Source organism: Burkholderia sp. PR2 (genome assembly GCF_052372875.1).
Taxonomy (GTDB): Bacteria; Pseudomonadota; Gammaproteobacteria; order Burkholderiales; family Burkholderiaceae; genus Burkholderia; species Burkholderia diffusa.
On record NZ_JBQRWH010000001.1, the window covers coordinates 1,111,297 to 1,129,580 of the forward strand.

15 protein-coding genes and 1 pseudogene are annotated in these 18,284 nt (G+C 67.5%); 7 read left to right on the forward strand and 9 right to left on the reverse strand.

The genetic code is table 11. From position 1 onward, the window contains the following. Window positions 1–10 precede the first annotated feature (10 nt). The 3 genes from ACT2FV_RS04850 to ACT2FV_RS04860 form a co-directional block, all read right to left on the reverse strand. Window positions 11–409 (reverse strand): DUF488 domain-containing protein, encoded by a 399-nt coding sequence (locus ACT2FV_RS04850; RefSeq protein ID WP_151050938.1) that lies wholly within the window; start codon window positions 407–409, stop codon window positions 11–13. Between the two features lie 130 nt (window positions 410–539). Then, on the reverse strand, window positions 540–1,742 hold the full coding sequence (locus ACT2FV_RS04855) for an amino acid aminotransferase (protein WP_124900778.1): 1,203 nt from the start codon (window positions 1,740–1,742) through the stop codon (window positions 540–542). A gap of 43 nt (window positions 1,743–1,785) precedes the next feature. Next, on the reverse strand, window positions 1,786–3,171 hold the full coding sequence (locus tag ACT2FV_RS04860; protein ID WP_444503348.1) for an amino acid permease: 1,386 nt from the start codon (window positions 3,169–3,171) through the stop codon (window positions 1,786–1,788). Window positions 3,172–3,490: 319 nt separating this feature from the next. Between ACT2FV_RS04860 and ACT2FV_RS04865 the strand changes: the two genes are divergently transcribed. After that, entirely contained in the window at window positions 3,491–3,964 is a 474-nt protein-coding gene (locus ACT2FV_RS04865) for an Lrp/AsnC family transcriptional regulator (RefSeq protein ID WP_006479071.1), read from the forward strand. Between the two features lie 48 nt (window positions 3,965–4,012). Here ACT2FV_RS04865 and ACT2FV_RS04870 read toward each other — a convergent pair whose 3' ends face one another. Then, window positions 4,013–4,924 carry an EamA family transporter gene (locus tag ACT2FV_RS04870; protein WP_444503349.1) on the reverse strand — a complete coding sequence of 304 codons (912 nt, stop codon included), beginning with the start codon at window positions 4,922–4,924 and terminating at the stop codon, window positions 4,013–4,015. Between the two features lie 347 nt (window positions 4,925–5,271). Here ACT2FV_RS04870 and ACT2FV_RS04875 point away from each other — a divergent pair, with 347 nt between their 5' ends. Beyond that, on the forward strand, window positions 5,272–6,945 hold the full coding sequence (locus ACT2FV_RS04875) for a phospholipase C (protein WP_059599417.1): 1,674 nt from the start codon (window positions 5,272–5,274) through the stop codon (window positions 6,943–6,945). Window positions 6,946–7,046: 101 nt separating this feature from the next. Then, the gene (locus ACT2FV_RS04880; protein ID WP_444503350.1) at window positions 7,047–8,465 is read left to right on the forward strand and encodes a cytochrome-c peroxidase; all 1,419 of its coding nucleotides are present in this window, start codon (window positions 7,047–7,049) and stop codon (window positions 8,463–8,465) included. A gap of 24 nt (window positions 8,466–8,489) precedes the next feature. On the opposite strand, the pseudogene ACT2FV_RS04885 reads toward ACT2FV_RS04880, so the two are convergent. The 4 genes and pseudogenes from ACT2FV_RS04885 to ACT2FV_RS04900 all read right to left on the reverse strand — a co-directional run. Beyond that, window positions 8,490–8,846 (reverse strand): annotated as a pseudogene (locus tag ACT2FV_RS04885) (SAM-dependent methyltransferase); the annotation flags it as partial. A gap of 296 nt (window positions 8,847–9,142) precedes the next feature. Next, the gene (locus ACT2FV_RS04890) at window positions 9,143–10,477 is read right to left on the reverse strand and encodes a chloride channel protein (RefSeq protein WP_444503351.1); all 1,335 of its coding nucleotides are present in this window, start codon (window positions 10,475–10,477) and stop codon (window positions 9,143–9,145) included. 178 nt (window positions 10,478–10,655) lie between these two features. Beyond that, window positions 10,656–11,897: a cytosine deaminase gene (gene codA / locus ACT2FV_RS04895; protein ID WP_444503352.1), complete on the reverse strand. Its 1,242-nt coding sequence runs from the start codon at window positions 11,895–11,897 to the stop codon at window positions 10,656–10,658. 71 nt (window positions 11,898–11,968) lie between these two features. Next, window positions 11,969–12,433, reverse strand: coding sequence for a VOC family protein (locus ACT2FV_RS04900; RefSeq protein WP_059599469.1), 465 nt, complete (start codon window positions 12,431–12,433; stop codon window positions 11,969–11,971). A gap of 309 nt (window positions 12,434–12,742) precedes the next feature. On the opposite strand from ACT2FV_RS04900, the gene ACT2FV_RS04905 reads away from it, so the two are divergent. Both ACT2FV_RS04905 and ACT2FV_RS04910 read left to right on the forward strand, forming a co-directional pair. Continuing rightward, window positions 12,743–13,885: a porin gene (locus tag ACT2FV_RS04905; RefSeq protein WP_059599412.1), complete on the forward strand. Its 1,143-nt coding sequence runs from the start codon at window positions 12,743–12,745 to the stop codon at window positions 13,883–13,885. A gap of 222 nt (window positions 13,886–14,107) precedes the next feature. After that, window positions 14,108–14,410: a DUF4148 domain-containing protein gene (locus ACT2FV_RS04910; protein ID WP_151049944.1), complete on the forward strand. Its 303-nt coding sequence runs from the start codon at window positions 14,108–14,110 to the stop codon at window positions 14,408–14,410. A 140-nt stretch (window positions 14,411–14,550) separates the two neighbouring features. Here the strand turns inward: ACT2FV_RS04910 and ACT2FV_RS04915 are convergent, their stop codons facing one another. Then, a complete protein-coding gene (locus ACT2FV_RS04915; RefSeq protein WP_059599411.1) occupies window positions 14,551–15,498 on the reverse strand; it encodes a LysR family transcriptional regulator in 948 nt (315 codons plus the stop codon). A 191-nt stretch (window positions 15,499–15,689) separates the two neighbouring features. Between ACT2FV_RS04915 and ACT2FV_RS04920 the strand changes: the two genes are divergently transcribed. Both ACT2FV_RS04920 and ACT2FV_RS04925 read left to right on the forward strand, forming a co-directional pair. Then, window positions 15,690–17,873: an FUSC family protein gene (locus ACT2FV_RS04920; RefSeq protein WP_124623900.1), complete on the forward strand. Its 2,184-nt coding sequence runs from the start codon at window positions 15,690–15,692 to the stop codon at window positions 17,871–17,873. Between the two features lie 157 nt (window positions 17,874–18,030). Then, the gene (locus ACT2FV_RS04925) at window positions 18,031–18,243 is read left to right on the forward strand and encodes a hypothetical protein (RefSeq protein ID WP_059599409.1); all 213 of its coding nucleotides are present in this window, start codon (window positions 18,031–18,033) and stop codon (window positions 18,241–18,243) included. Window positions 18,244–18,284 lie beyond the last annotated feature (41 nt).

Sequence of the window (18,284 nt, forward strand, 5' to 3'; positions counted from 1 at the left end):
CGACGGCGGTTCAGCCCGCATCCGCATCGATCGCCGCACCGCGCTCCGCCAGCAGTTCGCGCAGCACGCTGCGATGGCAGCGGCGCTCGTCCTCGCAGTAGCAGCCGATCGAAAACGCGCTCGTCGCCGACAACGCGGCGAGCAGGTCCAGCACCTTCGACGCGTCGCCATGCGCCATTTCCGCTCGGAAGTGGCGCGTGAACGCGCGCCATTCGGCGTCGGTTTCGGCAGCCTGCGCCTGCGCGACCAGCTCGGGGCTCGGCGACAGCGTCGGCAGCCATACATCATAGTAGTCGCGCGATGCGAATTCCGCCTTGGGAACGCCGCGCGGCGGTCGCCGCACCGTGCCGATCCGCAGGCCCTCGCCGGCCGTGCGCGGCGTGCCGAGCCGTACGATTCGAATAGCCATGCCGCTCCTTCATCATGCGTTCGATGCGCCATCGTACCGCCGCGCCGCCGCCGCGCAAGAAAAAACCGGCTGCCTCCACGACGGAGACAGCCGGTTTCGGCGATGCGATCGTGCGCCCGCGGGCGCGCCGTCAGACGCCGCTCTTCAGCACCTTGCCGATCGCGTCCGCGACGATGCCGACGTTCGAATCGTTCAGCCCCGCGACGCACATGCGCCCGGAACGCAGGATGTACACGCCGTGCACTTCGCGCAGCGCGTCGACCTGCGATTCGGTCAGGCCCGTGTACGTGAACATCCCGCGCTGTTTCACGTAGCGCGTCAGCGCTTCGCCGCTGACGTGGTCGCGCAGGCCGTCGTGGATCGACTGGCGCATCCGCGCGATGCGGCGGCACATCGCGGCGAGTTCTTCTTCCCACTGCTTGCGCAACGCGGGCGTGTTCAGCACGGTCGCCACGACCTTGGCGCCGTAGGTTTGCGGGTTGCTGTAGTTCGAGCGCACCGCGCCGGCCAGCTGGCCCAGCACGCGCTCGGCCGCGGCCGCATCCTCGCAGACGACGCTCAGGCCGCCGACGCGCTCGCCGTACAACGAGAAATTCTTCGAGAACGAGTTCGCGACGAGCGCCGGCACGCCGCGGCGGGCCAGTTCGCGCACCGCGAACGCGTCCGCGTCGAGGCCCGCGCCGAAGCCCTGGTACGCCATGTCGACGAACGGCAGCAGCCCGCGCGCCTCGATCACGTCGATCAGCTTCTCCCACTGGCCTTCGTCGAGATCGACACCGGTCGGGTTATGGCAGCACGCGTGCAGCAGCACGATGCTGCGCGCCGGCAGCGCGTCGATCGCCGCGAGCATCGCGTCGAACTTCAGGCCGCCCGTCGCTTCGTCGTAGTACGGGTACGTGTTTACCGTGAAGCCCGCACGCTCGAAGATGAAGCGGTGATTTTCCCAGCTCGGGTCGCTGAGCCACACCTGCGCGTCCGGGAAGTAGCGCTTCAGGAAATCGGCGCCCACCTTCAGTGCGCCCGAACCGCCGAGCGTCTGCACGGTCGCGATGCGGCCGGCCGCGCGCGCCGGATGATCGGCGCCGAACACGAGCGCCTGCACGGCGTCGCGATAGGCGGCCAGGCCGACCATCGGCAGATAGGGCTTCGGGCCGAGGTCGCGCTGCAGCACGGTTTCGGCTTCGCGCACGGCGCCCATCACGGGAATCCGGCCTTCGGCATCGAAATAGATGCCGATGCTCAGGTTGACCTTCTGATCGCGCGGATCTTTCTGGAAGTTCTCGTTGAGCGTCAGGATCGGATCGCCCGGGTACGCGTCGATGTGTTCGAACATGGCTATGTCGGTCTCGTTTGGAAGAGTGGTCGTGGTGCCCGTGTCAGCCGGCGGACGCGCCGTCGCTGATCGCGTAGCCCGCATTCTTCTGACGGAAGCGATACCCGATCGCGAGCACCGCGAGCCATACGGGGATCAGGTACACCGACAGGCGGAGATCCGGCGTCAGGTACATCACGACGAGAATGCCGGCCATGAACGCCAGGCACAGGTAATTCGTGAAAGGATAGCCCAGACTGCGGAAGGAAGTCTGCTCTCCGGCGATGCGCTTGGCCTGGCGGAACTTCAGGTGGATCAGCGTGATCATCGCCCAGTTGATGATCAGCGCCGACACGACGAGGCCCATCAGCACCTCGAACGCCTTGCCCGGCATGAAGTAGTTGACCACCACGCACGCGCCGGTCGCGAGCGCCGACGCGCCGAGCGCGGCGAGCGGAATGCCGCGCTTGTTCACCGAGCACAGCACCTTGGGCGCGTTGCCTTGCTTCGCGAGGCCGAACAGCATCCGGCTGTTGCTGTACACGCCGCTGTTGTAGACCGACAGCGCGGCCGTCAGCACGACCACGTTCAGCACGTTGGCGACCACGTTGCTGCTCAGCGCGTGGAAGATCAGCACGAACGGGCTGCCGCCGGTGACGACCTTTTCCCACGGATACAGCGACAGCAGCACCGCCAGTGCGCCGATGTAGAAAATCAGGATCCGGTAGATCACCTGGTTGGTCGCGCGCGGAATGCTGTGCTTCGGATCGTCGGCCTCGGCCGCGGTGATGCCGATCAGCTCCAGCCCGCCGAACGAGAACATGATCGCGGCCATCGACATCACGAGCCCCGACACGCCGTTCGGGAAGAAGCCGCCGTGCTGCCACAGGTTCGCGATGCTCGCTTCCGGCCCCGCATGACCGCTCGCGAGCAGCCAGCCGCCGAAGCCGATCATCCCGACGATCGCGGCGACCTTGATGATCGAGAACCAGAATTCGGTCTCGCCGTACGATTTCACGCTCGCCAGGTTGAGAAGGTTGATCGCGACGAAGAACACCAGCGCCGACACCCAGGTCGGCACACCCGGCCACCAGTACTGCACGTAGATCCCGACGGCCGACAGCTCGGCCATGCTGACGAGGATGTACAGCACCCAGTAGTTCCACCCGGACAGGAAGCCGGTGAAGTGGCCGACGTACTTGTCGGCGAAGTAGCTGAACGAGCCGGCGACCGGCTCGTCGACGACCATCTCGCCGAGCTGGCGCATGATGAAGAACGCGACGACGCCGGCCACCGCGTAGCCGAGCAGCACGGACGGGCCGGCCATCTTGATCGTCTGCGCAATGCCGAGGAACAGCCCCGTGCCGAGCGCGCCGCCGAGCGCGATCAGCTGGATGTGCCGGTTCTTCAACCCCCGCTTCAGGCCGTCCTTCTCGTTTCCAGAAACCATGTCTTCTCCATTCTGCCCGCCGCCGCCGGAAGCGGTGCGGCGCGCCTCGGTGTGCCGGGCGCTGTTTTGCTGTGCCGGCGGCCGTTCGTGGAGCCGCCGGGTTGGGGACTGCAATCTTCGCGCGGCAACACCCGTTTCCTGTCGGCAGGCCCGCCAGACCGGCCGCCGACCGTCGCCCTGGCCTGCATTGCTGCGGGCGCACACGAAAATCCGGCGTCAGTTTAGCGTCGCGGCAGCGAAATCGGGTTGCGTAACCCGCTCATGCAAACCCTACATTATGAGATAAGATTGCATCCGGGAGACAGATGAGGAAACAAAAATGCCTGAACCGGTTCTCGATCGCATCGATCGCCACTTGCTGTCGGTGCTGCAGGAGAACGGCCGCGCGTCGAACCTCGACCTCGCGAAGGCCGTCGGCCTGTCGCCCGCGCAGACGCTGCGACGCCACCGGCGGCTGGAGGAAATCGGCGCGATCCGCCGTTACGAGACCCGCCTGTGCCCCGACACGCTCGGGTTCGGCGTCACCGCGTTCGTGCACGTGACGATGGAACGCGGGCATATCCGCGACCTGTCGAAGTTCCAGAAGCTCGTGTCGGATCTCGCGCAGATCCAGGAATGTTTCTCGGTGACGGGCGATATCGACTACGTGCTGAAGGTCGTCGCGCACGACCTGAAGGGGCTGTCCACGTTCCTGCTCGAAACCCTGATGCGAATCCCCGGCGTGAGCGGCGTGCATTCCAGCGTGTGCCTCGACGAGATCAAGTGCACGAGTGCGATGCCGGTGGAAAGCTGACACGGCACTGCGCGACCGCCCGGGCGACGCAATGCTCGGCTGCCGCGCTCAGCGCACCGCCTCGAACGCGCTGATCAGCAGCGCGCCGCCCGCGATCACCATGCATCCGGCCGCGCGACGCGGCGTCAGCCGCTCGCCGAGATACACGCCGGCAATCAACGCCGCGAACACCACGCTCGTTTCGCGCAGCGCCGACACCGGGCCCATCGGTGCGCGATCCATCGCCCAGATCACGATGCCGTACGCAAGCGCCGCGAACACGCCACCGCATGCGGCCTTCGCCGTTTCGCCGACATCCTGCGCGAGCCGCAGCGGCCCCGCGCGCAGCCGGTAGTACACGGCCATCAGCAACGCGGTCAGCACGAACATCCACGCCGTATAACCGACCGTGCTGCCGCTTTCCCGCACGCCGATCCCGTCGACCACGCTGTACGCGGCGATCGATACGCCGGTGGCGAACGCGGTCGGCAACACCTGCGTCATCCGGTGCCGCGCGCCGCGGCCTCGCTCCAGCCCGATCGCCAAGATGCCCGCGCAGATCAGCACGAGCCCGCATTGCGCGCCCGCGTTCAGGCGCTCGCCCGCGAACACCGCCGCGCCCAGCGTGACGAGCAGCGGCGCGGTCCCGCGCGCGACCGGGTACGCGATGGTGAGGTCGCCGTGCTCGTAAGCCCGCACCAGCAACAGCGTATAGACGACGTGGATCACCGCCGACGCGACGACGCAGGCCCAGCTCGCGGGCGTGATCGGCGCGGCGGCCGGCAGGAGCAGCAGCGCGAACAGCCCGATCGCGATCTGCAGCACCGTAGCCGAGCGCAGCCGGTCGCCGCTGCTGCGCACGAGTGCATTCCAGGACGCATGCAGGAAGGCGGCACACAGGACGGCAAACAGAACGGGGATCGGCACGCTGAATACTCGCTGACGGCCGGCAACGCGAAATCGTCGCCGCGGGCCAACCATCGTATGAATCCGTCACGCGATTGTCAAAAAAGTGCGCGGCCCGGCATCCCGGACGAACCGGCCCGCCGTGCGCCGTCGCCCGCCCGGCGCGACATCCGCGGCGGTGACGGCGCCGATCGCCGAATATGTCGCCCAGGTTGCATCCGCTCCGTCCCTTTCCGCTTTCTTTCGCGCCGCCTCGCGCCGTAATGAAATCGATACCGCGGCGCAACCGTCGCGAAACCGTTCCGCCCCCATATCTTCATATCAGGCTGTTTCAATGCCGGTGCTCTATCGCGAGCGCCGCGCCGAACCGACATGGCGACGGGGCCGCTATCCACCATCGAAAACCTACCTGGAGTGTCCCGATGTTCCGTCAAGCCTTGCTCGTCACCGCGTGCGCCGGCGCGGCGCTTGCGCTGTTCGCCTGCGGCGGCAGCGACGATCCCTCGTCGACGCCCGCCGTGTCGTCGCAGGATGCGCTGCAGACCGCCACGCCGATCAAGCACGTCGTCGTGATCTACGGCGAAAACGTGTCGTTCGACCACTACTTCGGCACCTACCCGAATGCGTCGAACCCGTCCGGCGAACCGGCGTTCACCGCGAAATCCGGCACGCCAACGATCAACGGGCTGACGGGCACGCTGCTCACCGCGAACCCGAACTTCACGAACACGGCCAACGGCACCGACGCCGCGAACCCGTTCCGCCTCGACCGCACGCAAGCCGCGACCGCCGACCAGAACCACGCGTACACGGCCGAGCAGCAGGCCGAGGACAACGGCCTCGCCGACCTGTTCCCGAAATACACGGGCAAGGGCTCGTCCGGCGGCGCCGGCGCGTTCGGCACGAAGGGCCAGGTGATGGGCTACTTCGACGGCAACACCGTGACCGCGCTGTGGAACTACGCGCAGCGCTTCGCGATGAGCGACAACGCGTATACGACGGTCTACGGCCCGTCGACGCCGGGCGCGCTGAACGTCGTGTCGGGCCAGACCAACGGGATGCAGATCGTCAAGACGTCGAAGCAGCCGTCGACGCTCGCCGCCACGTCGTACTACATCAAAGACGGCCAGGGCGGCTTCACGATGATCAACGATGTCGACCCGGGCTACGACGTGTGCTCGAGCACGACCGACCAGGCGATGATGAGCGGCAAGAACATCGGCGACCTGCTGAACGGCGCAAAGATCACGTGGGGCGGCTTCATGGGCGGCTTCAACCTGTCGACGACCAACAGCAACGGCACGACCGGCTGTAGCCGCAGCACCGTCGCCACTGCCGTGAACGCCGCGACGGCCGACTACATCCCGCACCACAACTGGTTCCAGTACTACGCGTCGACCGCGAACCCGCAGCACACGCGGCCGAGTAGCGTCGCGGCGATCGGTTCCAGCTTCGAAGCCGACGGCAAGACGGCCGAGCCGGCGAACCACCAGTACGACAGCGACGACTTCTTCGCGGCCGTGAAGGCCGGCAACTTCCCGTCGGTCAGCTTCCTGAAGGCACCGGCCGCGCAGGACGCGCACGCGGGCTATTCGGATCCGCTCGACGAGCAGGCGTTCGTGACGAAGGTCGTCAACTTCCTGCAGCAGCAGCCGGACTGGCAGAACACGGCCGTGATCGTCACGTATGACGACTCCGACGGCTGGTACGACCACGCATACACGGCGCCGACGCATTCGTCGTCCGACGCGGTCGACCAGTTGAACGGCAACGGCGTATGCGGCTCGGGTGGCACCACAGGCGTGAACGGCGGCACCGTGAACGGCCGCTGCGGCCCGGGTGTGCGCATCCCGCTGGTCGTGATCTCGCCGTATGCGAAGCAGAACTACGTCGATCACACGATGATCGACCAGGCATCGGTCGTGCGCTTCATCGAGGACAACTGGCTCGGCGGCCAGCGCATCGGCGGCGGTTCGTTCGATGCCACGGCAGGCGACCTGCGCGGGCTGTTCGACTTCGCGTCGAAGCCGAATACGGCGCCGCTGTATCTCGATCCGACGCAAGGCACCGTGCTGAGCGCGGCGCCGTCGATCTGACCGGCATCGCGTAACCGGTAGCAGCAGGCCGGCGCATCGTGCGCCGGCCGTTTCCATTTGATGCGCCGCTTCCACGCGGTGCCCGACTTTCGACCGACAGCATGACAGCCCGTCCCGCGTTCCCGTCTCCCGACGCATCCGGCGCCGCCGCGCCGCGTTCCCCTGCCCGCGCGGTGCGCCGCGCGGCGTTCGTGCTCGGCGCGGCCGTGCTCGGCTACGGCGCGTTCGCGATCGCGTTTCCGGCCCGCACGCCGGCGGCGATCGGCGACGTCGTCGCCGACTGGACGGGCGCGAATCCGCATCCGGTCGCGCTGCAGCGCCCGGCCGCGCAGCCGCTGTCCGCGGTCGCGCAGCTCGGGCGTGCACTGTTCGCCGATCCGTCGCTGTCGGCATCCGGCAAGCAGTCGTGCGCGTCGTGCCATAGCCCCGATCACGCGTACGGGCCGCCGAACGGGCTCGACGTGCAGCCGGGCGGCCTCGCGATGACGCAGCAGGGTTACCGCCCGCCGCCGTCGCTGATGTACCTGTATCGTCAGCCGAACTTCAGCATCGGCCCCGATGCGGGCGAAAACGACGCCGCGCCGAGCGTCGCTCAGCAGGCTGCATCGGCGGCCGGCGTCGTCAAGGCGCAGAAGGTGGCCGGCACGTCGGCCGCGCCGCAGCTCGTGCCGCAGGGCGGGATGTTCTGGGACGGCCGCGCCGATACGCTGCAGCAGCAGGCGTTCGGGCCGCTGCTGAATCCGGTCGAGATGGCGAATGCGAGCATCGACGACGTCGCGCGCAAGCTCGCGCAGTCGTCGCATCGCGCGCAGTTCGAGCAACTGTTCGGCGCGCGCGTGTTCTCCAGTCCGCAACTTGTGGTGTCGGAGGCGATGTTCGCGATCGCGCGCTATCAGGTCGAGGATCCGTCGTTCCATCCGTACAACAGCAAGTACGACCGCTGGCTCGAAGGCCGTGCACGCTTGACGCAGGCCGAGTTGCGCGGGCTGCGGCTCTTCAACGATCCGGACAAGGCGAATTGCGCGGGCTGCCACCTGTCGAAGCCCGGCAAGGACGGCTTGCCGCCGATGTTTACCGATTACCAGTACGAGGCGCTCGGCGCGCCGCGCAACATGGCGCTCGCGCAGAACCGCAACCCGGCGTTCCACGATCTCGGCGTGTGCGGGCCGTTCCGCGAGGATCTGAAGGACCAGACGCAGTACTGCGCGATGTTCCTCACGCCGACGCTGCGCAACGCGGCGACGCGCCACGTGTTCTTCCACAACGGCGTGTTCCACACGCTCGATCAGGTGATGGCGTTCTACAACGAGCGCAGCATCTCGCCGCAGAAGTTCTATTCGCGCGGCGCGGACGGCAAGGTCGACGAATATGACGACATTCCGCCGAAGTACCGCGCGAACGTCGATGTGACCGATGCGCCGTTCAACCGCAAACCCGGCGACAAGCCCGCGATGACCGCGCAGGACATCAAGGATATCGAAGCGTTTCTCGGCACGCTGACCGACGAGCCGGCACGCTGAGCCTCGGCGATCCGCCGCGCTTCGTCAGCGGCGCGCGCGGATGCAGAGAAAGGCCGGGGCCAGCGACAGCTCCGCATGGAGCCGCTCCGACACGGCCTTCATCGTCGGCAGCGGCGTCGGTTCGACGAATCGCTCGAGCCGCCAGCCGGCGTCCGCGAGCGCGTTCAGGATGTCGGCAAGCGGCCGGCGCCATGCTTCGACATAGGGCTTCGTTTCGCCGAAACCCGACCAGTGAAAGCCGAAACGGCTCGTATCGAAGTACGTGCCGTCCCCGCGCGTACGCTCGTCCATCCAGTCCCGCATCGGATGCGCCATCGAGAACACCAGCGTCGCGCCTGGCCGCGCGACACGCCTGAATTCGCGCAACGTCGGCGCGATGTCCGCGTACCGTTGCGCGAAGCTCGCATACGCGCGGCGGGCGGATGGTTCGTTCGGATCGGTCATACGGCATCCGTGGGCGGGAATCGGAGGCTCGATTCTGCACGATCGGGGTGCCACTAGCGACGTTCGAGGTGCCGTTCATTCATGAAAGGCTGCGAGCTGACCGCGCCTCGCCACACCGGCGGCGATATGGAAGCGCTGCAGTCCGTGAAGCGGCATCGGCCGGGATCGGCGCCGAGCGCCTGCACGGAAGCAGGGAACCGGAAACCGGGAAGGATTGCGGCGTTGCGGGCTGGCTACCGGGCCGCCGTCGCCGGCGTGCCGACGGTTGCGGTGGCATCCATCCGCCGCTCCGCCAACTGCTGCGCGAACCGGTACGCAACCAGCGAGCCGGCTACGGCCAGCAGCATCGGCACCAGGCTGTCGTGATTCACGCGCGTGAACTCGAGCAGCAGCACGACGGCCGTGATCGGCATCTGCATCGACGCGGCAAGGAACGCGGTCGCGCCGATCAGCGCGCATCCGCCGATCGACGCCCCCGGCCACACGAGACTCCACACCGCACCGAGCACGACGCCCAGCAGCGCGCCGTTCGCAAGACCCGGCGTGAGGAGCCCGCCCTCGGCACCCGCACGCAGGCTGCCCGCCTCGATCAGCACCTTCAGCACGAGCAGCGTCGCCGCGAGGCCGAGCGTCAGCGTGCCGACGAAACCCAGTGAAGCTGGCCCCTTGCCATTGCCGAGCAGTTGCGGAAACCACATCGCCAGCACGCCGATGACCGCGAAGTTGATGAGCGAGAGCACGGGAAGCAGGCGCCCCTTCGGCGCATCTGCCCGCGCGCGGGTCGTGAGGCGCACGAAGCCGTACGCGGCAAAACCGAACAGCGGCCCGCAGACGATCGACCACGCAACCAGCGGCGTGCTCAGCGCGAACGAGGGCACCGTGTACTGATGTTCGTTGCCGAGCCCGATCCATGCGACGGCCGCCGCGATCGCCGACGTGACGACGGCCACCACCAGCGCGCGCAGTTCGAACGTGCCGAGCAACACTTCGAGCACGAACACGGCGCCGCCGAGCGGCACGTTGTAGACGGCCGCGAGGCCGGCGCCCGCGCCGCACGCGACCATCAGCCGGCAATCGGCGGGCGAGAGCCCCGCGCAACGCGCGAGCCGCCCGGCCAGCAGCGAGCCGATCTCGCGCGGCGCGACTTCGCGGCCGAGCGGCGAACCGAGCGCGACGGTGACGATCTGGAGCAGCGCGTGCACCGTCGTGCTGACGAACGGCATCCGCGGATCGGCTGCGCGAACGGCCCGGCGGATGCTGACGAGCGGTTGGCCGAACCGGTAAAGCGCCCACCAGCCGCCGCCTGCGACGAGCCCGCAGACGATGAGCACCGCGAGCCGGCGCAGCTGCTCGGCGTAGGTCACACCCGCGAGAAAGCTCTCGGCCCCGACCAGGTGCGCCAGGCTGTAACCGTAGGCCACATGCTGGATCGCGTGCAGCAGCAGCGCGAGCAGCATCCCGCCGACGCCCGCGCCAACGCCGGTCAGGATCGTGACGGCAGCCATCCGCGCGAACGGGCTGGCCGGCGGCGAAGAAGAAGCGGGAGCGGACGGGAGATCGAGGCGCATGAGGTCGGCGAACGAGGATCGACACGACGGCGCGCACCATGCACGCCGCCGTCAGGACCGCATCGTAGGCTTCGGCCTCTCATGAGACAAACGTATTTTTCTGATCAACTCATGCAATTTGTGAATACATGAGTGGCGGCAATCCGCGGCGGCGCGTGCCGCCAACAACGCGATCGCACTACTCCGGATACGTGACGCGCTCCGGCTCCCGTCGCATGATCACCTTCCCGTGGCGCACCGACAGCGTGGCCTTCGCCTGCCGGCGCACGGCTTCGTAGTCGCTGTCCGCGTCGAGCACGACCAGATTCGCCGGCCGTCCGACCGCGATCCCGTAGCCGTCGCCGAGATGCATCGTCGTGGCGCCGTGATCGGTCACGAAGTCGAGGCAGCGCTGCAGGTCCTGGTAGCCCATCATGTGGCAGATGTGCAGGCCGGCATCGAGGACGCGCAGGATGTTGCCGTTGCCGAGCGGATACCACGGATCCTTGATCGAATCCTGCCCGAAGCACACGTTCAGCCCCGCGCGATCGAGTTCCGCGACGCGCGTGACGCCACGCCGCTTCGGAAACGTATCGAAGCGCCCCTGCAAATGGATGCTCTCGGTCGGGCACGACACGAAGTTCAGGCCCGCGCGCTTGAGCAGCCGGAACAGCTTCGAGCAATACGCGTTGTCGTACGAGCCCATCGCGGTCGTGTGGCTCGCCGTCACGCGCGCGCCCATCCCGCGCACGCGCGCTTCTTCCGCGAGCACTTCCAGAAAGCGCGAATGCGGATCGTCGGTCTCGTCGCAGTGCACGTCGACGAGGCAGCCGGTGCGCTCGGCCAGTTCCATCAGGAACCGGATCGAGCTGACGCCCTGCTCGCGCGTGTTCTCGAAATGCGGAATTCCGCCGACGACGTCCGCGCCAAGCTCGATCGCCTGCTCCATCAGCGCGCGGCCGCCGTCGAACGACTCGATGCCTTCCTGCGGAAACGCGACGATCTGCAGGTCGATCAGCCCGCGCGCTTCGTCCTTCACTTCGAGCATCGCCTTCAACGCGGCCAGCGTCGGATCGGTGACGTCGACATGGGTGCGCACGTGCTGGATGCCGTGATCACGCAGCATGCCGATCGCCGCATGCGCGCGCGTCTTCGTATCCGCGTGCGTGATCGTCGCCTTGCGTTCGGACCAGCGCTCGATTCCCTCGAACAGCGTGCCGCTCATGTTCCAGGCCGGCTCGCCGGCCGTGAGCACCGCGTCGAGATGGATGTGCGGTTCGACGAGCGGAGCAATCGCGAGACGGCCGCCCGCATCGACATCGTCGACGCCGACAGCGGCGACCGGCGCGGCTTGCGCGTCGATCCGCGCGATCCTGTCGCCGTCGATGCCGATCGTAAACAGCCCGTCGCGACCGCGCAGGCGTGCATTGAAGAGGTTCATGTGGGTCCAGGCGTCATGCGGCGCGAGCGCCGCGTGGTGGGGAAAACCGGCTCCGGCGATGCGTGCCGCGCTTATTTGAAATCCTCGATCGTCAGGCCGGTGGCCGCGCGCATCTCGTCGTTCGTCACGTCGCGCACGTGCTTGCCGAACGTCCACACATGCCGGCCGGGATCGCGCGCGCGATATACGCGATCGCCGTAGAACTGGTCGGCCGGCGCCTGCAGGATCTCCGCGCCGGCCGCACGCGCGCGCTCGCAGTGCGCGTCGATGTCCGCGTCGTCGGCAAGGTGCACGTGGACGTGCTGCGTGTTGCGGTCGCCGGTGTCTTCCGGTGAGGCGATGAAGTCGGCCCACGCGCCGCCGATCATGACGAGGCTATCGCCGAATTTCATTTCGGCATGCGCGATGTCGCCTTCCGGCGTGGTGACGACGATCGAGCGCTCGAAGCCGAATGCGCGTTCGAGCCATGCCAGCGCGGCTTTCGGGTTGCGGTAGCACAGCGCGGAACTGAACGACGGACGGCGAGGCGTGGTCATCGGGTGTCTCCGGATCTCGGCATTGGTCTGCTCATTCTCCACGCGCGCGGCGCGGCAATCAACTCCCGCGCCGGCGACGCGCGTGTTGTCAATGCGCGACACGGCGAACGCGGCCACCCGGCATTTCGCGTCGCGCCGTCGACGAAAACGCACGCCATCCGGCCTCCGCATCGATTTGTGAACGCCGTGTGACGCACTCTTGCGCAACTCGCAACGGTGCGCTCGCGCGCCGGCGGCCGTCATCGCGCGACCCCGCCCCTACACTGGCGCCGAACTTTAGTCACTTGTCCCACACGCAGGAGCAGTTACATGAAGAAAACCCTGATTGCCGCCGCATCCGCCACCGCGCTGTTCGCCCCGCTCGCGCATGCACAGAGTTCGGTCACGCTGTATGGCCTGATCGATGCCGGCATCGCATACACGAACAACGCGGGCGGCGCGTCGCTGTGGCGCATGACCAGCGGCACCGTCAACGGCAGCCGCTTCGGCCTGCGCGGCACGGAAGATCTCGGCGGCGGTCTGAAGGCGCTGTTCGTCCTCGAGAACGGCTACAACGTGAACAACGGCGCGCTCGGCCAGGACGGCAAGCTGTTCGGCCGCCACGCGTATGTCGGCCTGACCAGCAGCGGCTACGGCACGCTGACGCTCGGCCGCCAGTACGACACGATGGTCGACTTCGTCGCGCCGCTGTCCGCGACGTCGGGCGACTTCGGTGATACCGGCTTCGCGCACCCGTTCGACAACGACAACCTGAACCACTCGGTGCGCATCAACAACGCGGTGAAGTACACGAGCGACACGATCGCGGGTTTCAAGGTCGGCGCGCTGTACGGCTTCTCGAACTCGACGAACTTCGCCGGCAACCGCGCGTACAGCGTCGCGGCGAGCTACACGAACGGCCCGCTGAAGCTGGCCGGTGCTTACCTGCAGATGAACGGCACGAAGGGCTCGACGAGCGCGAGCCCGGGTGCGACCGACGTGGCCGAAGCGAAGAGCGTGAGCCAGGGCGGCTGGTCGGTGGGCGCGGACCGCATGCGCAGCTACGGCGGCGGCGTCAGCTACGTGTTCGGCCCGGCGACGGTCGGCTTCGTCTACACGCGTTCGCAGTACGACAACTCGGGCTCGTTCGGTTCCACCGGCCAGGTCGCGTTCAACAACTACGACGTGAACGTGCGCTATGCGGTGACGCCGGCCGTCAGCCTCGGCGCCGCGTACGTGTACACGGACGCCAGCGTGTCGAATCCGGACAGCAAGCACGGCACCGATCCGAAGTGGCACCAGGTCGACCTGCAGGCGGTGTACAAGCTGTCGCGCCGCACCGACCTGTATGCGGAAGCGATGTATCAGCATGCGTCGGGCCGCGGCTACCAGGCGTTCATCAACACGTCTGGCGGCGCATCGAGCACCGCGAACCAGATCGTCGGCACGATCGGCATGCGTACGCGCTTCTGAGTTCAGCGCTGCAGGATCGCACGTCGCCCGCCAGCCGCGAACCTGTCTTGACGGACGGGTTCGTGCAGCGCGGGCGACGTGCGTCAGTGTTGTTCCATCTGGAAATCTGCTTGCCTGGAATCGGGGTTTTTGTGCCGGCGCGCGCTGCATAGACTGGCATCAATGGTTCGGATCACGCATCGATCGCCGGACCGGCCTCACCCCCGCCTACAGGAGAACATCGTGAAATCGCTCGTCGTTACCGCCGCCGCTGCCGTCCTGCTTGCCGCACCGGCCGTGTCGTTCGCTCAGTCCGCCAAGTCGCCCGTCACGCGCGCACAGGTGCTGCAGGAGCTCTACGACCTCGAATCGGTCGGCTACAACCCGTCGCTCGGCGACGCCGGCAACTATCCGGACGACATCATGGCCGCGCAGGAGCGCCTGGCGGCAAAACGGCTCGCCGAGCACAAGGCCGCGCATACCGCATATGGCCCGGCCGGTGCGGGCGCAACCGAATCGGGCGTCGCCGTCAGGCCCGCGCTGTGAATGCATGACGCCTCGCCGCGCCCGCACGACGCGTGTCATGCGGGCGCGGCGCATATCGCGCAAACCGGTCCGTGACGATGGATGCGGCCGGACAGCGTGCCGTCCGGCACGCGGCCATCCTTTTCTTTCTGTATTCGCCCTCAGGCGGCCTGCGGTTCCCGCTCGATCGCGTTCAGCATCTCGACGTCGTGCGCGATCATCCCCGGCACCTGTGCACGCAGCATCTCGACCCAGGTGCGTACCTTCGCGTCGACGAAGCGGCGCGACGGATACAGTGCATAGACGTTCATCTTCTGCAGGATGTGACCAGGCAGCACACGCACGAGCGTGCCGTCCTGCAACGCGTCGATCGCCGAGTACAGCGGCAGCATCCCGATCCCGATGCCGTCGCGGATCGCGAGCGCGAGCGACTCGGCCGTGTTGGTCTGCACCGGCCCGGCGACATGGATCTGCTCGACGCCCTCGGCACCTTCGAGCACCCATTCGTGGGTCGGAAACGCCGGCGTACAGAGCGTCAGGCACGCATGCGCGCCGAGATCCTGCGGGCGCGCCGGCGCGCCGTGGCGCTTCACATACTCGGGTGACGCGCACAGGATGCTGAAGGTCGAGCCAAGCAGGTGCGACACGAGTTCCGAATCGGGCAGCGACGATGCGGTCACGACCGCCATGTCGCTCGTGCCGTCGAACAGGTCGGGCATGCGCTGCGACAGCGACAGCTCGATCGACACGTCCGGAAATTGCGTGTGGTAGCGCGTGAGCGCGGGCATCACGTAGTGATGGCCGACGCTCGCGAAGCTGTGCATGCGCAGCACGCCGGCCGGCCGCTCGTGCGCGCAGCTCGCCTCTTCCTCGGCGCGATCGACGTCGGCGAGGATCTGGCGGCAGCGCCGCAGATAACTTTCGCCGGCCGACGTCAGCGCGAGGCGGCGTGTCGAGCGATTCATCAGACGAGTGCGCAGGCGCGCCTCGAGTTCCGACACCGCGCGCGACATCGCGCCCGTCGTCGAATTCAGCGATTGCGCGGCCGCGGTGAAACTGCCGGTCTCGACGACGCGCGTAAACACCCGCATGTTTTGTAGGGTATCCATACCTGTGAGCCACCTGTAGCGGAGCCGCTATTTTCCTCCAGCAGATGCGACAGATTGTTACGCGCCCTGCAACTATCGTTTCCCTGCAGCTGCGTTAATGCCCGCGCGCCGCACTCCTACAATCGGCGCCTCATCAGTCGAATGGACCCGTCCGGACGCGCCGCGACACCGCACGCGCCCCCTCTTTCTTCATGAAGCCACAACCTGCGAGCGAGCGACCTTCCATCGAACCGGCACGATGGAGAACCTGGCTCGATCCGCTCGGCGGCGCCGCGCGCGACTGGGCCGCAAGCGACGGGCTGATCTGGCTGCACCTCGCCAAGACCGTGCTCGCCGCGCTGCTCGCGATGGGGATCGCGATGCGGCTCGAGATGTCGCAGCCGCGCACGGCGATGACGACCGTGTTCGTGCTGATGCAGCCGCTGTCGGGGATGGTGTTCGCGAAGAGCTTCTACCGCGTGCTCGGCACCGCGGCCGGCCTCGTCGCCGCGCTCGCGCTCGGCGGGCTGTTCGCGCAGCAGCCGGAGCTGTACATGGCCGGCATCACGCTGTGGATCGGCGGCTGCATCGCGCTCGCGGTCCGCAACCGCCATTTCCGCTGGTACGGGTTCGTACTCGCCGGCTACACGGCCGCGCTGATCGGCCTGCCCGCGGTGATGACGCCGCAGACGCTGTTCCAGTCCGCGCTCACGCGCGCCGCGGAAGTCGCGCTCGGCATCGCATGCTCCGGCGCGGTCAGTGCGCTGATTCTTCCGCTCAGTTCCGCGAAGGCGCTGATGCGCTCGCTGACCGCCCGTCATGTGAAGTTCGCGGCATTCGCGGCCGGTGCGCTGTCGGGCGACCTCGCACGCGGCGATTTCGAGCGGCGCTTCGCCGATTTCGTCGACGAGATCGTCGGCTTCGAGGCCAACCGCGCGTTCGCGTCGTTCGAGGATCCGCACATTCGCGCGCGCAGCCGCCGGCTCGCGCGCCTGAACAGCGAGTTCATGAATGCGTGCACGCGCCTGCATGCGCTGCACCAGCTCGTCAAACGCTTGCGCGCGAACCGGTCCGACGCAGTGCTCGACGCGCTCGCGCCGCACATCGATGCCCTCGCGCAGCGGGTGACCGCGTTGCGCGACGAGCGGCAGCGCGGGATCGCGTCGACCACCGGCGCGCTGCTCGAACTGCGCCGCTTTCACGGCGCGCTGCCGAAGGCCGCGCGCGCGTCGCGCCGCGAGATCGAGGATCACGCGGCCGGCGGCCTGCTCGACTTCGACACCGCGATCGAGCTGATGTATCGCTTCATCGGCGAGTATCTCGGCTATGCCGACACCAACGCGTCGCTCGACCGCGACGATCACGCGTTCGAACGGTCGGTCACGCACTACGCGGTAAAGACCAATTCGTTCTTCGTCGGCTTCACGTTCCTGCGCACGCTCGTCGCCGTCGGCGCGATGAGCGCGTTCTGGATCGCGTCCGAATGGCCGAGCGGCCCGCTCGCCGTCATCGCCACCGCGATTGCGTGCGCGCTGAGCTCGACGTCGCCGCGGGCGCCGAAATTCGTCGCGCAGATGGGCGTCGGCGCGGCGTTCGCGACAGCCGTCGGCTATGTGTTCCTGTGCTACGTCTATCCGAACATCGACGGCTTTCCGCTGCTGTGCGCGACGCTCGCGCCGGTGCTCGGCCTCGGCGCGTTTCTCGCGATGCGCCCGGGCCTGTCCGGCTACGGGATCGGCTTCGCGGTGTTCTTCTGCCTGCTCGCGGGCCCGGACAACGCGATCGCGTATACGCCCGAGGTGCTGATCAACAACGGTTTCGCCGTCGTCGTCGCGATGCTCGCGTGCTCGATCGTGTTCGCCGTGGTGTTTCCGACCCACATGCCGTGGCTCACATCGCGTATCGCGCACGACCTGCGCCGCCAGGTCACGCTCGCGTGCGAAGGCACGCGCGACGGCCTCGCGGCACGCTTCCAGTCGAGCACGCACGACCTGATGGCGCAGTTGCGCACGCTGCTCGTCAAGCGCACGCGGCATCATCGCGACGCGCTGCGCTGGATGCTGTCGACGCTCGAAGTCGGCCATGCGGTGATCGACCTGCGCGACGAGCTGCACGGGTTCTGCGAATCGAAACCGCCGCAGACGCTGCACTGGACCGCATCGATCGATGCGGTGCTACGCGAGCTGCCGCGATTCTTCGACGATCCGACGCCGGCCCACCATGCGCGCACGCTGAAATCGGTGAATCTGGCGATCCGAGCCGCCCAGCACACGCTGCACGCGTGGTACGCGGTGCCCGACGAACGCCATCGCATGCAGCGCATCATCGGCTGCCTGCACTTCATCCGCAGCGCGCTGCTGGACAAGGACGCACCGTTCAATCGCCATCGTCATTGACCGTCGGCGGCGATCGACGGCAATCGATGCGCGCGCAACCTCATCCTTGTTCCGATTGGAAATAAGCTCTGCACCCGCGGTGATTAATCTTTAAGCAGTGCGAGCCTATAGTTTCCTCACTGCCAGCGAGACTGGCACTGACCCAGGAGAAACCCAAATGAAGCCGCTGCACCTCGCCCTCGTTGCCCTGTCGCTCACCGCCGCTGTCGCGCATGCGCAGCCCGCGCCGGCCGACGTCGCGCAGCAACCGGCGAACCGCGCCGAAGCCGTCCAGGCCGCGGGCCGCGCCGATCGTGCGCAATCGAAGCAGGAAGACCCGAACGCATGCGTCGGCCCCGTCAGCTTCTGCAACGTCTACTTCGGCAGCTGAGCATGACGCCGCGTCGCCACGGCCAGGCCCGCCGCGCACGC

Bases quoted from the DNA above. Each gene is read 5' to 3' on its own strand.
- ACT2FV_RS04850 (WP_151050938.1), bottom strand. From the start codon at position 409: ATGGCTATTCGAATCGTACGGCTCGGCACGCCGCGCACGGCCGGCGAG.
- ACT2FV_RS04855 (WP_124900778.1), bottom strand. From the start codon at position 1,742: ATGTTCGAACACATCGACGCGTACCCGGGCGATCCGATCCTGACGCTC.
- ACT2FV_RS04860 (WP_444503348.1), bottom strand. From the start codon at position 3,171: ATGGTTTCTGGAAACGAGAAGGACGGCCTGAAGCGGGGGTTGAAGAAC.
- ACT2FV_RS04865 (WP_006479071.1), top strand. From the start codon at position 3,491: ATGCCTGAACCGGTTCTCGATCGCATCGATCGCCACTTGCTGTCGGTG.
- ACT2FV_RS04870 (WP_444503349.1), bottom strand. From the start codon at position 4,924: ATGGTTGGCCCGCGGCGACGATTTCGCGTTGCCGGCCGTCAGCGAGTA.
- ACT2FV_RS04875 (WP_059599417.1), top strand. From the start codon at position 5,272: ATGTTCCGTCAAGCCTTGCTCGTCACCGCGTGCGCCGGCGCGGCGCTT.
- ACT2FV_RS04880 (WP_444503350.1), top strand. From the start codon at position 7,047: ATGACAGCCCGTCCCGCGTTCCCGTCTCCCGACGCATCCGGCGCCGCC.
- ACT2FV_RS04890 (WP_444503351.1), bottom strand. From the start codon at position 10,477: ATGCGCCTCGATCTCCCGTCCGCTCCCGCTTCTTCTTCGCCGCCGGCC.
- codA (WP_444503352.1), bottom strand. From the start codon at position 11,897: ATGAACCTCTTCAATGCACGCCTGCGCGGTCGCGACGGGCTGTTTACG.
- ACT2FV_RS04900 (WP_059599469.1), bottom strand. From the start codon at position 12,433: ATGACCACGCCTCGCCGTCCGTCGTTCAGTTCCGCGCTGTGCTACCGC.
- ACT2FV_RS04905 (WP_059599412.1), top strand. From the start codon at position 12,743: ATGAAGAAAACCCTGATTGCCGCCGCATCCGCCACCGCGCTGTTCGCC.
- ACT2FV_RS04915 (WP_059599411.1), bottom strand. From the start codon at position 15,498: ATGGATACCCTACAAAACATGCGGGTGTTTACGCGCGTCGTCGAGACC.
- ACT2FV_RS04920 (WP_124623900.1), top strand. From the start codon at position 15,690: ATGAAGCCACAACCTGCGAGCGAGCGACCTTCCATCGAACCGGCACGA.
- ACT2FV_RS04925 (WP_059599409.1), top strand. From the start codon at position 18,031: ATGAAGCCGCTGCACCTCGCCCTCGTTGCCCTGTCGCTCACCGCCGCT.